This is a genomic window from Thioalkalivibrio sp. ALE19 (genome assembly GCF_000428605.1).
Lineage (GTDB): Bacteria > Pseudomonadota > Gammaproteobacteria > Ectothiorhodospirales > Ectothiorhodospiraceae > Thioalkalivibrio.
Map to the genome: position 1 here is coordinate 23,738 of NZ_AUAG01000013.1, position 14,487 is coordinate 38,224.

General features: G+C 68.0%; 11 protein-coding genes. 4 read left to right on the forward strand and 7 right to left on the reverse strand.

Annotated features, from left to right (window positions below):
• Window positions 1–27: 27 nt before the first annotated feature.
• The 6 genes from F787_RS0106685 to F787_RS0106710 all read right to left on the reverse strand — a co-directional run bounded on the left by F787_RS0106685 (window position 28) and on the right by F787_RS0106710 (window position 8,155).
• Window positions 28–2,457 (reverse strand): EAL domain-containing protein, encoded by a 2,430-nt coding sequence (locus F787_RS0106685; RefSeq protein WP_028491709.1) that lies wholly within the window; start codon window positions 2,455–2,457, stop codon window positions 28–30.
• Window positions 2,458–2,644: 187 nt separating this feature from the next.
• Window positions 2,645–3,091 carry a cyanase gene (gene cynS, locus F787_RS0106690; RefSeq protein ID WP_018870532.1) on the reverse strand — a complete coding sequence of 149 codons (447 nt, stop codon included), beginning with the start codon at window positions 3,089–3,091 and terminating at the stop codon, window positions 2,645–2,647.
• 183 nt (window positions 3,092–3,274) lie between these two features.
• Window positions 3,275–4,933, reverse strand: coding sequence for a sigma-54-dependent Fis family transcriptional regulator (locus F787_RS0106695; protein WP_019591642.1), 1,659 nt, complete (start codon window positions 4,931–4,933; stop codon window positions 3,275–3,277).
• A gap of 214 nt (window positions 4,934–5,147) precedes the next feature.
• The gene (locus F787_RS0106700) at window positions 5,148–5,963 is read right to left on the reverse strand and encodes an ABC transporter permease (protein ID WP_231372034.1); all 816 of its coding nucleotides are present in this window, start codon (window positions 5,961–5,963) and stop codon (window positions 5,148–5,150) included.
• A gap of 20 nt (window positions 5,964–5,983) precedes the next feature.
• Window positions 5,984–7,267: an ABC transporter substrate-binding protein gene (locus F787_RS0106705; RefSeq protein WP_019589577.1), complete on the reverse strand. Its 1,284-nt coding sequence runs from the start codon at window positions 7,265–7,267 to the stop codon at window positions 5,984–5,986.
• Between the two features lie 36 nt (window positions 7,268–7,303).
• Complete coding sequence (locus tag F787_RS0106710; RefSeq protein WP_019589576.1) at window positions 7,304–8,155, reverse strand: ABC transporter ATP-binding protein; 852 nt, start codon at window positions 8,153–8,155, stop codon at window positions 7,304–7,306.
• A gap of 452 nt (window positions 8,156–8,607) precedes the next feature.
• Between F787_RS0106710 and F787_RS0106715 the strand changes: the two genes are divergently transcribed.
• The 4 genes from F787_RS0106715 to F787_RS0106730 are packed head-to-tail and all read left to right on the forward strand — an operon-like array spanning window position 8,608 to window position 12,166.
• Complete coding sequence (locus tag F787_RS0106715; protein WP_019589575.1) at window positions 8,608–9,156, forward strand: OsmC family protein; 549 nt, start codon at window positions 8,608–8,610, stop codon at window positions 9,154–9,156.
• Between the two features lie 17 nt (window positions 9,157–9,173).
• A complete protein-coding gene (locus tag F787_RS0106720; RefSeq protein WP_019022333.1) occupies window positions 9,174–10,310 on the forward strand; it encodes an acyl-CoA dehydrogenase family protein in 1,137 nt (378 codons plus the stop codon).
• Between the two features lie 21 nt (window positions 10,311–10,331).
• Window positions 10,332–10,715: a DUF302 domain-containing protein gene (locus F787_RS0106725; RefSeq protein WP_019022334.1), complete on the forward strand. Its 384-nt coding sequence runs from the start codon at window positions 10,332–10,334 to the stop codon at window positions 10,713–10,715.
• Window positions 10,715–12,166, forward strand: coding sequence for an FAD-dependent oxidoreductase (locus tag F787_RS0106730; protein WP_028491710.1), 1,452 nt, complete (start codon window positions 10,715–10,717; stop codon window positions 12,164–12,166). Before F787_RS0106725 ends, F787_RS0106730 begins: the two co-directional genes overlap by 1 nt.
• Before the next feature lie 41 nt (window positions 12,167–12,207).
• On the opposite strand, the gene glgB is transcribed toward F787_RS0106730, so the two are convergent.
• The gene (gene glgB, locus F787_RS0106735) at window positions 12,208–14,421 is read right to left on the reverse strand and encodes a 1,4-alpha-glucan branching protein GlgB (protein WP_028491711.1); all 2,214 of its coding nucleotides are present in this window, start codon (window positions 14,419–14,421) and stop codon (window positions 12,208–12,210) included.
• Window positions 14,422–14,487: the final 66 nt, after the last annotated feature.

Genomic DNA, 14,487 nt, shown 5'->3' on the forward strand with positions numbered 1-14,487 from the left:
GCCCCGGCGAGTCCCTCGGCGATTCCCTCAGCGCGGGACGCCGGCGGCGGCCACCCCGCCCTCGCAGTCTTCCAGCAGCTGCGGCAGCTCGTTCGCCGGAACCGGCGGGCTGCACAGAAAGCCCTGCCAGGCATCGCAGTAGCGGGTCTGGAGGAAGCTGCGCTGGTCTTCGGTCTCGACCCCTTCCGCCAGCACTTCCAGCCCCAGGTTGTGGGCCATGTTGATGATGGTCACGGTCAGTTCGGCATCGTTGGGGTCGTGCGGCAGATCCTGCACGAAGGCCCGGTCGATCTTGAGCCAGTCGATGTTGAAGCGCTTGAGGTAGGCCAGCGAGGAATACCCGGTGCCGAAGTCGTCGATGGCCAGCGCCACGCCCAGGCCCTTCAGCTGCAGCAGGACCTCGCGCGAGCCCTCGGCCTGGATCAGGGTGGTCTCGGTCATCTCCAGCACCAGACGCCCGGGGTCCATCCCGGTGGAATCCAGCACCTCGCGCACGCGCGCGACCAGTGCGGGGTCGTTCATCTGGTGGGCCGAGAGGTTCACCGCCAGCGACAGCTCCGGCAGGCCCTGCCGGTCCCATTCCACCACCTGGCGGCAGGCCTCGCGCAGGACGAACTCGCCCAGCGGGCTGATCAGGCCGGTTTCTTCGGCCACCGGGATGAAGCGTCCGGGCGAGATCAGCCCCTTGTCCGGGTCGCGCCAGCGTACCAGCGCCTCGACCCCGGACACGCGGCGTTCGCGCAGGTCGATCTGCGGCTGGTAGAAGACCTCGAGATGGCCGTTCTTCAGGGCCTCGCGCAGATGATTTTCGGTCTCCAGGCGCTCGCTGGCGGCGGCGGTGAGGTCCTCGCTGTAGAAGCTGTAGGTGTTGCGGCCCTGGGCCTTGGCGCGGTACATGGCCGCGTCCGCCTGGGTGATCAGGGCCTCGGGCGACCCGCCGTTATCGGGGAACAGGGTGATCCCCAGCGAGCCTCCGACCTGCAGCGAGCGCCACCCGCCCACCGCGAAGGGCTCGGCGATCACCGCCAGGATCTCCCGGGCCCGCTCCTCGAGGGCTTCCAGTGATTCGACATCGTCCAGCAGGACGATGAACTCGTCGCCGCCCAGGCGGGCGATGGTGTTGGCTCGTACCCGATCCTTGAGCCGGTCGGCGAGGATCTTCAGGAGTTCGTCGCCGACCTGGTGGCCGAGGCTGTCGTTGATGGTCTTGAAACGGTCGAGGTCCAGGAACAGGATCGCGACCCGCCCGCCATCTTCGGCACTGGTGTTGATCGCCGAACGCATGCGCTGGGTCAGCAGCACCCGGTTGGGCAGGTCGGTCAGCGGGTCGTGGCTGGCGCGATGCGCCAGCTCCGCCTCGTGCCGGCGCAGGCGGGTCTCGGCCTCGCGGCGCTGCTGCACCTCGCGCCCGAGGTCGCGGTTGATCCGGTGGTAGCGCAGGGTCGCTGCGGCCATCAGCGCCAGCAGCCCCAGCAGCAAGGCGATGGTGACCGCCGGGTTCTCGCGCCAGTAGAGCAGCGGGTCCAGGGCCGGGTTGCGTTCGTAGGGCGGGGCGCCCAGGCGTTCCAGCAGGTCATGTGCCGGGGCGTAGGACAGCGGTGCGGCCCAGCCGAAATATTCGCCGGTCCGGCTTGCCGGGTGACCCTCCGGCATCTCCAGCAGGGCCACGGTCACCGCGTTGGCCAGGGCTTCGTCGGCATGTTCCATGCGCGAGAACGGCCATTCCGGGAACAGGCGGGTGGTGTGCTCGAACGGAAAGCCGGGGGTGTCGCGCGGTTCCAGCACCCGCAGCTCGCCGGGTTCGAACGCCCCGGCCCCGGCCATGCGGTCGAGCACGCCGGTGCGGACCGTGCCGGCGTCCGCGCGGCCGTCGAGCACGGCCTCGACCACGCGGTCATGCGGCATGTCGGTGAAAGTCAGTTCGGCGAGATCCTCGCGCGGATCCACGCCGGCATCCAGCAGGGCCTCGTGCCCGGCATGCCAGCCACCCAGCGAGCCCTCCTGTACCGCAAACAGGTGCTGGCCGGCGATGTCCTCCAGCGCGGTGATGTCGTCGCGGTCGGCGCGCGTGAAGATGACGCCGCCGAACAGCCGGACCGGTTCGCCTTCGTGTGACGCGATCAGTGTGGTCAGGCGGCTGATGCCGTGGGCGTATTCCAGCTGGACGTAGTGCCCGGTATTGGTGAGAACGAAATCGATCTCTTCCCCCGCAACCGCGTCTTCCAGCTCGGGGTAGTTCATCGCCCGCATGCGGAAGCGGGCGTCGAAATCCTCGCCAAGGCGTTCGGTCAGGTAGTCCGCGGTCGGTTGCCAGCGGGCCTCGGCTGCGCTTGCCTCGCGCACTGCGAGCACACCGATGTCCACTGTCGTGGCCCCATCCGGAGCGCCGGCGACCGCGCCCGGGAGGGACGGGAGCAGCATCACGGCCAGGACAAGGGTGCGGGGCAGCCATTGCATGCCGGTCAGCCTACTACGAACCGGGCGGTGGATGCTTGTCCGTGCAGACAACGGTTTGATTCGGGAACCTTTCGTTCCCGCGAGGGGCAGGGAAATGCAGGGAGGGCAGAGAGGGCAGGCAGGAAAGGCCGCCAGGGCCGCGCCCGGGCCACGGCCACGGGCGGGCGAGAGGGCGAGTGGCCGGCGTTCACCAGCTCTTGTAGGGCAGGAACTTGCCGTTCCAGGTGATCTTCACCCGGTCACCCTTCGGGTCCTCGACCTTGTCGATGTCCATGGTGAAGTCGATGGCGCTCATGATGCCGTCGCCGAACTTCTCGTGGATCAGCGCCTTCATGGTGTCACCGTACACGTTGATCGCCTCGTAGAAGCGGTAGATCACCGGGTCGGTGGGGATGGTCTTGTCCCAGTGCTTGTGCGGGAACGCCTGCAGGGCCTTCGACACGTCGGGCCCGAGATCGAGAAACGCGGTGAGCCGGTCGGCCGCCTCGGCGTCGAGATGATTCATGCCGTAGCAGGCCGAGGTCACGTAGACCTCGTGCAGGCCGGTGGCCTCGGCGATGCCGGCCCAGGTCGCGGACCGGCCCTCCTTGGCTTCGAGGATGGTGGCGGTCATTTCGGTCTTGCTGAGGGTCATGGATGGCCTCCCGGTTGGTGTCGGATCAGTGTTGCCACCCAATGCTCTGCAGATCCCGTGCCAGCTGGACGCCGTTCACCGGATCCGCTCCGGGACGGCCGTACGGCAGCACGGGTCGGGTGAGGCGGACACTTTGTCCGCTCCCGTTGCGGACAAAGTGTCGACAATGTCCGCAACGGGGTCTCAGGCCAGTCCCAGTTTCTTCAGGCGGTAGCGCAGCTGGCGCGGGGTGAGGCCCAGGTCCATGGCGGCGCGGGTCTTGTTGCCGCCGCTGCGTTCGATCGCGTCCCGCAGCTGGTCGGCCTCGGAGGCGTGCACCCGGCGGTAGGGGCGGACGATGCCGGGACCGGTCGCCCCGTCGGGGTGCGCCTCGTTGCCGTGCGTGCCGGGAAAGGTCGGGGTGTCCGGCGATGGTGCGGCGTCCGGTTGCGGGGAAGCGGCGGGACCGGTGGCGTGCAGCCCCGGGCTGATGCGCGATTCCTCGTGCAGGATCTCGTCGATCAGGGCGGTGCCGATGCGGCCCTCGCTGGAGAGCAGCACCGCGCGTTCCAGCACGTTCTCCAGCTGGCGGATGTTGCCCGGCCAGTCGAAGGTTTCCAGACGCTCCATCACCCCGTCGTCCAGGACCACGTTCCAGCCATGGACGTGGGTGTAACGGTCGAGAAAGTGCCGTGCGAGCAGGCGAATGTCGCTGGCGCGATCGCGCAGCGCGGGCATGTGCAGCGGGATTACGTTCAGGCGGTAGAACAGATCGAGCCGGAATTCCCCGGCATTGACCGCTTTCTGCAGGTCCTTGTGGGTGGCGGCGACCACGCGCACGTCCACCGGGATGTCGCGCGATCCCCCGATCGGCTGCACGACCCGTTCCTGCAACACGCGCAGGATCTTGGACTGCAGCGCCTCCGGCATGTCGCCGATCTCGTCGAGGAACAGGGTGCCGCCGTCGGCCAGGGCGATCTTGCCGGTCTTGGCGCTGGAGGCCCCCGTGAAGGCGCCTTTCTCGTGGCCGAACAGTTCCGATTCCAGCAGGTCGGCCGGGATCGCGGCACAGTTCAGGGAGATGAACGGTCGCGCGTTGCGCTGGCTGATCCGGTGGATCATGCGTGCGATCTTCTCCTTGCCGGTGCCGGAGTCGCCGGTGATCAGCACCGTGGCCTGGGTGTCGGCGATGCGGTGGACCTGCTTGAGGACGCTGCGCAGGGCGGGGCTCTCGCCGAGGATTCCGTATTTCGCCCCCTGGGTGTCGAGGGCGCTCTTGAGGTAGCGGTTTTCCGAGACCAGTTCGGCCGTGCGTTCGGCGATCAGCTGGTTGATGCGCAGGACCTGGCCAATCATGGAGGCGACAACGCGCAGTACGTTGAGATCGTCCTGGAACTGGCGCGAGCGGCGGCGCAGCCGGTGGACCCCGAGTACGCCGATCGGCTGTTCGTCCTGCACGATGGGGACCCCGATATATGCCACGGTCTCCTGCGGCAGGGTCGAGCGGTCGACCGCCCGGGCGAGATATTCCGGCTCGTTGTCGATGTCCTGGATCAGCGCGATCTGTCCGGTCTTCATCACCCGGCCGGTCACGCCCTCGCCCAGCGAGTAGCTGCCGCGCTCGCGTTCGGCGTCGGTCAGGCCGTAGGCATGCCGGATCTTCAGCTGTCCGCTGTCCGGGTCGGGCAGCAGGACCCGGCCGCGGTTGAGGCCCAGCAGCTGGGACATCATGCCGAGGATGCGGTAGATGGCGGCGTCGGGGTCGCGCGAGCGGCCCATCAGCCGGGCGACCTCCAGCAGCAGGGTGATCTCCTGCTCGCGGGTCGCCTGGTCGGTGCGGTCTTCGGTGGCGGTGTCGTTCATGCCCGGTGGGCATGCAGAAACCCTGCCAGCGCCGCGGACCGGGCCGTGGCGGGGCACGGAGCGGATGCGGGCGGCACCTGGCGGCGGACTTTGCACCGCGATGGTGCGGTCGGTTCCGGTACGCGCCCGAAGGGTGCAGTGCATGCCGCGGGCCGTGGACAAAAAAAGGCCCGACCGCGCACGGCCGGGCAGACGGAGGGAGTGAGGGGGCAGCTCAGCTTTCGGCGTGGTAGCTGCTGCGCCGGATCAGGCGCACGCAGATGGCGTCCAGCATGTAACCGATCAGGCCGATCACCAGTACGAAGGCGGCCAGCTTGTCGTACTCGAGCGTGTCGCGGGCATCGTTGATGGCGTAGCCGAGCCCCGAGGTCACGCCCAGGTATTCCGCCGGCACCAGTACGATCCAGGCCACGCCCACCGCCAGGCGGATGCCGGCGAACACGTCCTGGGCGATCGCGGGCATCACGATGTAGCGCAGGGTGTGGTAGGGGTTGGCGCCCAGGTTGTTGCCCACCTTCAGCCACATCGGATCGATGCGCTGCACGCCGTGCGCGGTGGCGTAGGTGATGGGCCAGACCGCGGCGATGGCGATCAGGAAGATGATCGCCGCATCCCAGGTGGCGAAGGCCAGCACCGCGATCGGCATCCACGCCAGCGGCGAGATCATGCGCAGGAACTGGAATGGCACGTGGGTGGTTTCGCGCAGCACGTTGAAGTACCCGATCATCACCCCCAGCGGGACCCCGATCAGGATCGCGTAGAGCAGGCCGAATCCGACCCGGTGCAGGCTGGACTCGATCGGCGACCACACCTGTCCGGAACTCACGATGTCCCAGAAGGCGGTCAGCGTGGGCCCGGGGGCGAAGCTGGCGAAGGCCATGGTGTCGGGGTTGTTGGCGATGGCCCAGCCGCCCCACCACCACAGGGCCAGCAACCCGGCGATGCCGAGCAGCGGGTACTGCAGCCGCCGGCGCAGGTGGTTCAGGGAACGCAGGGAGGCCCACCCCCACTCCCCGGGGGTGGCCGGCATGTCGAATGTGACGTCGCGGTTCATAGCTGTACGATCTCCTCGCGGGCAAACGGCGAATCCATGTCCACGCCGGGTGCGTTGTGCCAGGCGGTGTATTTCTCCATGGCCTTCTCGACGAACTCGTAATTGACCAGATCATCGGCCACTTCCTGCGGATCCAGGCCCTGCAGGAAGGTGGTGTCGCCGCCGACCAGGGTCTCGTTCATCGCGCCCACCAGCATCTTCGTCGCCGAGGGGTAGGGCCACGGGGAGAAGTCGATGCGGCCGTTAGCCCAGTCGGCATGGCGGATCGCGCCGGAGTCGATGTAGGTACTGTCGTCGGCGTAGTTGGTCATCGCACGTTCGACCACCCCGGACGGCATCGGCAGGTAGCCCTTGCCGTCGCGCGACAGCAGGTGGGCGATCTCCTTCTTGTTGTCCTGGATGTGGCCCTGGGCGCGAACCACCGCGTTCATGGTCTTCTGCGTCCATTCGGGCTGGCGATCGGTGAGCGTCTCGTTCATGCACACCACGCAGCAGGGGTGGTTCTTCCAGATGTCGCCGGTGAAGCGCAGCAGGTTGCCGTGGGCCAGCATCTCGCCGGCGGCGTTGAAGGGCTCGGCGACGATGAAGGCGTCGATCGAGCGCGCGGCCAGGGCCGGCGGCATGTCCGGCGGCGGCATCAGCATCAGGTTGACCTCGTCCGGGGCCAGATCGTCCCCCTGATCCTTGATCACCGGCTTCAGGCCGGCGTCACGCAGGGCCATCTGCATGACCACGTTGTGCATGGAGTACCAGTAGGGCACGGCCACGCTCATGCCACCCATGTCGGCGAAGTCGTTGACCTCCACGTGGCGGCCGGTGACCACCGCCGACCCGTTGGTGTGGGCCCAGGACATGATCTTGGCCGGGAAGTCGTTCTGGTAGCGCATCCACAGCGGGATCGGCTTGAGCAGGTGGACCAGGTTGAAGCGGTTGGCCGCGAAGGATTCGATCAGCGGCGACCAGCCGCGGATCAGCTGCGGTTCGGCCACCTCCAGGCCTTCGTCCTCGAAATAGCCCTCGGAATGCGCGACCAGCAGGGCCGCGGCATCGGTGATGGGGATGTAACCGATGCGCACGACGCCGTCGAAGTCGTCCACTTCGGGGTCGACGCCACCCAGCTCGGGCTGCTGGGCGAGCAGCGAACCCGGGGCGGTCAGGCCGGCGCCGGCGACCAGCGAGCCGGCCGCCGCCGAGCGCAGGAAGGTGCGGCGGGACAGGCTGCCGCCAAGGATGCGGTCGAGTTCCGCGTCGATGTGGTGGTGGTTGTCACAGTTGCACATGGTGAGGTTCCTCTCGGGTAACGGGCTAGGGACGGTTCAGGCCGCGCGAATCGCGCGACGGGCGGGGGCGGATCCGGACCCGGCGGAATCGTCGGCTTCGGCGGATGACGACGTGTCATCGGTCGGGTCGGGGCGCGAGGCCGGGTGACGCGTCGCGCCAAAGAACTCCATCAGCTCGGCCTTCAGTTCGGTGAATCCGGGGCTGGTGCGGTCGCGCGGATGCGGCAGGTCCACCTTGAGCTGGTGCTGCAGCGTGCCCGGATTGGAACCCATCACGATGACGCGATCGGCCATGGCGACGGCCTCTTCGATGTCATGGGTCACGAACACCACGGTGATGCCGCGATCCCGCGACAGCCGCACGACCTCGTCCTGCAGCTCGGTCTTGGTGAACGCATCCAGGGCGGAAAACGGCTCGTCCAGCAGCAGGAGTTCCGGGTCGGTGGCCAGACTGCGCGCCAGGGCCACGCGCTGCTGCTGGCCACCGGACAGCGACTGCACGTTGACCTCGGCCTTTTCGGCCAGGCCCACCGTCTCCAGCAGGGCGTCGACGCGCTTGTTCATGCCTTCCTGACGGCCCTGGAAGATCAGGCCGAGGGAGGCGTTGCGGCGCACGGTCATCCACGGGTAGAGCGAGGGTTTCTGGAACATCATGTTCCAGCGCGGGCTGGGCTTGATGACCTGGTGGCCGTTGATGCGTACCGCGCCCTCGCTGGGGATCAGCAGGCCCGCGAGCATGTGCAGCAGGGTGGATTTCCCGCAGCCGCTCTGCCCGATCAGGGCGATGGTCTCGCCGGGGCTGACGGTCAGCTCGATGTCCTGGAGCGTCGGGTCCGTCTGTTTCGGATAGTGATGCGTAATGTAGTCGATGGAGATGGCTGCGCCCATGGCGGTGCTCCTCTTCCGGGAACGTTGGTGGGCCGTGGTTCTCACGGCGCGCTCACAGGAACCCTTACAAGAGGCGTGCCAGATGCAGAACGGCGGCGGACCGGGCGCGAAACGGGGGTGGCTCCGGAGGGGGTGAAACGGCTGCAGGACGCGGATCAGCGGGGACCGGGCGGGGGCACGAGCCGGCACGGGCGGTGACGCCGGGTGGCGGTGGCCGACGTTTCGTCGTGGTGCAACGGGGCATTGTGTCGACAATGTTGGTGCAAAGCGCGGACAAACTGTCCGCTTTGTCCGCCTGCGGGTCGGGGTGATCTCCCCGGATGGACTGCCGATCGGCCGGGAATCGCGGCATGGCGCCATCGGGGGCAACATGGCACGGCTTCTGCAACGGGACTGGCGACCCGGCCACAAAGGTTCGGGCATTGACCAAACAACCGTCAGGAGACCTGATCATGTCGACCGCAGAAGCCACCACCACGATTTCCATGAATGCCCTGGATCCCATTGACCAGGACGGGCTGAACAAGCTCGCCGACAAGGGCAAGTCCAACCCCGACAGTGTCGTGACCCTCAAGGCGCGCACCGTGTGCGAGGGCAAGTTCCGCAACCTGACCTACGTGCGCGACCTCGATGCCCACGTGATCGACGAGCCCCCGCATCTGCTGGGCGACGACACTGCGCCCAACCCCTCGGAGGCCGCGCTGGCCAGCCTGGGGGCCTGCCTGTCGGTGGGGATGCATGCCAACGCCATCGATCGCGGCATCACCCTCACCAAGCTGGAGCTTTCGCTGGAGGGTGACATCAACGTGACCGCGGTCTGGGGCGTGGGCGACACCGACAAGTCCAAGCGCCTGGGCTTCACCGACATCCGCGTGAAGGTCGACCTCGAAGGCGACGCCAGCGAGGAAGAGCTGCAGGAACTGGTGGCGCACGCCGACTTCTGGTCGCCGGTCGCCAACACCATGCGCAACCCGGTCAACCTGGCCGTGGAAAAGGCCTGAGGCCGAGGAGACCCGTAATGCTCGAGACCCGTGAACAAGCAACGGGGGTGGCGCCGGTCTGTGCACCGGTGTACGCCGAGGACGGGCTGCGGGACCTGGTGGCGGGGCAGCTTGCCCCGCTCACCGTCCGCATCGACCGTGACGGCCATTACCCCGAGGAATTCCTGCATCAGGCGGGTCAGCTGGGTGCCTTCAATGCCCATCTGGCCAGTCAGAACCCCGCTGGGGCCACGGACCTGGTGTCCGCGATTCGCGCCGAGGAGGTGATCTCCGCCGAATGCATGACCACCGGCTTCGTTGCCTGGTGCCAGAACGCCTGTGCCTGGTACGTGGAGAACAGTGATTCCTCCACGCTCAAGCGCGAGGTCCTGCCGAAGCTGGCCAATGGCGAGGCGTTCGGCGCCACCGCCCTGTCCAATCCGATGAAATGGTTCGCCAGCATCGAGGAGCTCAAGCTCTCGGCCGAGCGCGTGGAGGGCGGCTACGTGGTGTCCGGGGCGCTGCCATGGGTGTCCAATCTGGGCGACGATCACTACTTCGGTGCGATCTTCCGTACCACGGATGACAACCCGCGTCCGCTGATGGCGGTCATCAACTGCGCCGATCCCGGTTTCAGCCTTACCCCGTGCCCCGAGTTCATCGCTCTGGAGGGTTCGCGCACCTTCGGCTGCCATTTCGACCGGGTGTTCGTGCCCGACGAGCACGTGCTGGCCGATCCCCTGCCGGAGTACATCCAGCGCATCCGTCCCGGTTTCGTGCTGCTGCAGATGGGCATGGGCCTGGGCCTGATCGAGGGCTGCATCAACACCATGCACGAGGCCAACGAGACCCTGTCGCACGTGAACGGCTATCTCGATGACCAGGCGGGCGAGCTGGAGGAGGTCCTGGAAGACGCACGCCAGGCGACCTATGCCCTGGCCCGCGATCCCTTCGACACCAGCGACGCGTTCTTTGCCGACGTGCTGCAGATGCGTCTGACCGGTTCGGAACTGGCGCTGCGGGCCTCGCAGTCGGCGCTGCTGCACAGCGGGGCGCGCGGTTACCTGTCCAGCGCGGCCGCCCAGCGCAAGCTGCGCGAATCCTATTTCGTGGCCATCGTTACGCCCGCCATCAAGCACCTGCGCAAGGAGCTGGCGCGTATCCACGCCCACTGACCGGCGCCCGGAGGAGACATCATGCTGGAAACCACCACCAAACTCGATGCCGAAGCGGCCGTGGCCGCCCTGAAGGAGGCCGTGGAGGCGCAGGGACTGCGCGTGGCCGGAGAAATCAACGGCCAGGCCAATGCCGCGATGATCGGGGCCGAGGTCCCGGTCGACCGTATCCTCGAGGTCTTTCATCCACGCTATGCCCTGCGCGTGTGGGAGGCCTGCAAGCCCGCGGGTATCGACATCCCCCTGCGCATCCATGTCTGGAGCGACGGCGAGCAGCTGCATGTAACGGCGCGGCGTCCGTCGGAGGTGTTCGCCCCCTGGGGCAGCGCCGAGCTGGATGCGCTGGGCGCGGAGCTGGACCCGCTGTTCGAGGCGATTGTCGCCGGTCTGCCGGAGGTTGCGTGATGTCTGCTGAAGCCGAAACCGAAACCGAATATCGACGCTACATCTGCCGCGTGTGCGGCTACATCTACGACGAGGCGAAGGGCGACCCGGACTCGGGCCTGCCACCGGGGACCCGGTTCGAGGACATCCCGGACGACTGGTACTGCCCGGACTGCAACGTCACCAAGGCCGACTTCGACCGCCTGCAGCCGCGTGCCGAGGATCCGGTCGAGGCACAAGCGGCGCAGGCCTGGCGCACCCCGCTGGCGGACGACCCGGATGCGGTGGTGGTCGTCGGCGGCGGCATGGCCGGCTGGGCAATGGCCGAGGAACTGCGCGCCCGCGACCCGGAGCGCAGTATTCGGCTGGTGACCGGGGATCGCGGCGATTATTACACCAAACCGCGGATCTCCACGGCCTGTGCGCGCGGTGTGGACCCGGACGACCTGATGGAGGAATCCGGCGTGGCGCGGGCCGCGCGCCTGGGCGTCGAGCTGCTGCCGCACGTGCGCCTGCTGGACATCGACCGTCAACGCCGGCGCCTGATTACCCCGCGCGGCGGCATTCCCTACGGCGATCTGGTGCTGGCGACCGGCGCGAGCCCGATACGGCCCGACATTCCGGGCGACGGACCCCCGCCGCGGGTGGTGAACACCCTGGATGACTACCGCGCGCTGCGTGCGGAACTGCAACCCGGGGCCCGCGTGGCGATCGTGGGCGCGGGGCTGGTCGGCAGCGAGCTGGCCGATGATCTGGCGGCCGGCGGCTATTCGGTGGATCTGATCGAGATGGCCGAGCGCCCGCTGGCGCGGCTCGCGCCGCCCGAGCTGGGGGATGACCTGGCGGCTGCACTGGCGCAGCGCGGGGTCGCGCTGTACACCGGGACCTCGGTGGCTTGTCTGGAGGCCTTGCCGGCGGCGGGCGAAGGTCCCGTGGCGTCCCGGCTGACACTGGCCGGTGGCGAGACCCTGGAGGCGGACGTCGTGATTACCGCCCTCGGTTTGCGGCCGAACATCGACGTGGCTGTCGGGGCCGGCCTGGACTGCGGGCGCGGCATCCGGGTGGACGCCACGCTGGCGACCTCCGATCCGGCGATCCGCGCCCTCGGGGACTGTGCCGAATACGACGGCGTCCTGCGCCCCTACGTGGGTACGCTGCGGGCCCAGGCGGAAGTGATCGCCGATCGCCTGGCCGGGGGAACGGCGCGCTATGCACCGGACGCCGGCACCGTGCAGGTCAAGACCACCAGCCTGCCGATGCAGGTCTGCCCGCCATCGGCCGCGGATGCGGCCGCGGGTGAGTGGGTGTCCGTGGAGGGCGATGCCGGTGGCCGCCGGATGGAGTTCCATGCCAGCGGCCGCCTGGCGGGCTTCGCCCTGTCCGGGGCCCTGACCCGCGAGGCCGGGCCGATGGAGGCCCGGCTGGGCGAACCGGTGACGCAGCCGGAGGTTCGCGCGCGGATGGCGTCCTGACGGACGCCTCTGCCCGGGCCCCGGCGGCGCCGCCCGGGGCTTCAGCCTCCGGTTGGCTCCAGCAGCAGTGCGGTCAGCGGCGGCAGGTCCACGTGGAGGGTGGCCGGCTGGCCGTGAAACGCCTCGGTCGTGGCCTCGCATTGCAGCGGGCCGCGCGAGGCGCCGCCGTAGAACTCCGAGTCGGTGTTCAGCATGACCCGCCAGGTCCCGGCCCGCGGGCTCGGGATCGGGTAGCCGCTGCGTTCCACCGGCGTCAGGTTGAGGATCACGATGCGTTCGTGGCCCTCCACGTCACGGCGCACGAAGCTGAGCACCGAATTGTCGGCGTCGTCGGCATTCAGCCAGGCGAAGCCGTCGGGCTCGAACTCGCGACCGTGCAGCGCGGGCTGTTCGCGATACACCCGGTTGAGGTCCTTCACCAGCTGCTGCAGACCCTGATGCAGCGGATACTGCAGCACGTACCAGTCCAGCTCCCCGGCCTCCGACCACTCGGTTCCCTGGCCGAATTCCTGACCCATGAACAGCAGCTTCTTGCCCGGATACAGCCACTGCCAGGCGTACAGCAGGCGCATGTTGGCGTGCTGTTCCCACTCGTTGCCGGGCATGCGCCCGCGCAGGCTGCGCTTGCCGTGCACGACCTCGTCGTGCGAGAAGGGCAGCACGAAATTCTCCGAATAGGCGTAGATCTGCGCGAACGTGAGCTGACTGTGGTGGTAACGCCGGTAGACCGGGTCCATGCCGAAATACGTCAGGGTGTCGTGCATCCAGCCCATGTTCCACTTCATGGTGAAGCCCAGCCCGCCCATCGACGGCGGTCGGCTCACGCCGGGCCAGGCGGTGGATTCCTCGGCGATCATCACCACGCCGGGGTGGCCGGTCTGCACGGTCTCGTTGACGTCGCGCAGGAACTCGATCGCCTCCAGGTTCTCGTTGCCGCCGTGGATGTTGGGGATCCACTCGTGATCCTCGCGGTTGTAGTCGAGATAGAGCATGGAAGCGACCGCGTCCACCCGCAGGCCGTCGAGGTGGAAGTCCTCGATCCAGCACAGCGCCGATGACAGCAGGAAGTTGCGCACCTCGGGGCGGCCGTAGTTGAAGATCAGCGTGCCCCATTCGCGGTGCTCGCCCAGACGCGGGTCCTCGTGCTCGTACAGCGCGGTGCCGTCAAAGCGGGCGAGGGCGAAGTCGTCGCGCGGGAAATGCCCCGGCACCCAGTCGAGGATCACCCCCAGACCGGCCTGGTGGGCGGTGTCGACGAAGCGGCGGAAGTCGTCCGGGTCGCCGAAGCGCGAGGTGGGCGCGAAGAAGCCGGTGGACTGATAGCCCCAGGAGCCGTCGAACGGGTGCTCGGTGACCGGCAGCAGCTCGAGATGGGTGAAGCCCATGTCGCGGGCATAGGGCACCAGGCGTTCGGCCAGTTCGGCGTAGTTCGGCCAGTCGCCGTCGGGGCTGCGCTGCCAGGAGCCCAGGTGCACCTCGTAGATGCTCATCGGCCGGTGCTTCCAGGCTTCGGGGTCGCGGTTGTCCATCCATTCGCGGTCGTTCCACGCGTAACCGCTCTCCGGGATCACCCGCGAGGCGGTCTCCGGGCGTACCTGGTAGGCGGCCGCGTAGGGGTCGGACTTCAGACGCAGCTCGCCGGTGTCACGGTTGCGGATCTCGTACTTGTACAGGGTTTCCGGACCCAGCCCGGGGATGAACAGCTCCCAGATGCCGCTGGAGCCGTGCACGGTCATCGGATGGCAGCGTCCGTCCCAGTGGTTGAAGTCGCCGACCACGCTGACCCGCTCGGCCGCCGGCGCCCAGACGGCAAAACGCACGCCGTCGATCCCGTCACGGTTTTCGCAGTGCGCGCCGAGCATGCGGTGGGCATGCCAGTGGCGGCCTTCGCCGAACAGGTGGCGGTCGAAATCCGGGATGTTCGGGGCAAAGCTCCACGGGTCGATGACGCTGACGATCTCCTTGTGTCCGGACGGGCGCCAGCGCAGCTCCGGATGCTCCGCCAGCTTGCGCGAGGCGCCCTTCCATACGAACAGCCCCGGGGTGTCGGTGGTGTCCATGGGCTCCGGGGGTGCGTCGGGTTCCGGAACCAGCCAGACCTCGTCGGCCTGCGGGAACCAGGCGCGATAGCAGGTGGTCTGGCGATTGAGGGCGTGGGCCCCCAGGACCGCATGCGCGTCGTGCAGACGGGCCTGTGCCAGACGCCGGATTTCATCCGCGACTTCCGTAATGCAATTGTTCCGGTCAGTTGTCATACTCGATGCATCCGCTTCACGTAGAGTGGGGCCGGTCAACGTAATCCGCGGGGGAACCCGCAACCA

Coding starts and splice junctions, on each gene's coding strand:
- F787_RS0106685 (WP_028491709.1), bottom strand. CDS start 2,457: ATGCAATGGCTGCCCCGCACCCTTGTCCTGGCCGTGATGCTGCTCCCG.
- cynS (WP_018870532.1), bottom strand. CDS start 3,091: ATGACCCTCAGCAAGACCGAAATGACCGCCACCATCCTCGAAGCCAAG.
- F787_RS0106695 (WP_019591642.1), bottom strand. CDS start 4,933: ATGAACGACACCGCCACCGAAGACCGCACCGACCAGGCGACCCGCGAG.
- F787_RS0106700 (WP_231372034.1), bottom strand. CDS start 5,963: ATGCCGGCCACCCCCGGGGAGTGGGGGTGGGCCTCCCTGCGTTCCCTG.
- F787_RS0106705 (WP_019589577.1), bottom strand. CDS start 7,267: ATGTGCAACTGTGACAACCACCACCACATCGACGCGGAACTCGACCGC.
- F787_RS0106710 (WP_019589576.1), bottom strand. CDS start 8,155: ATGGGCGCAGCCATCTCCATCGACTACATTACGCATCACTATCCGAAA.
- F787_RS0106715 (WP_019589575.1), top strand. CDS start 8,608: ATGTCGACCGCAGAAGCCACCACCACGATTTCCATGAATGCCCTGGAT.
- F787_RS0106720 (WP_019022333.1), top strand. CDS start 9,174: ATGCTCGAGACCCGTGAACAAGCAACGGGGGTGGCGCCGGTCTGTGCA.
- F787_RS0106725 (WP_019022334.1), top strand. CDS start 10,332: ATGCTGGAAACCACCACCAAACTCGATGCCGAAGCGGCCGTGGCCGCC.
- F787_RS0106730 (WP_028491710.1), top strand. CDS start 10,715: ATGTCTGCTGAAGCCGAAACCGAAACCGAATATCGACGCTACATCTGC.
- glgB (WP_028491711.1), bottom strand. CDS start 14,421: ATGACAACTGACCGGAACAATTGCATTACGGAAGTCGCGGATGAAATC.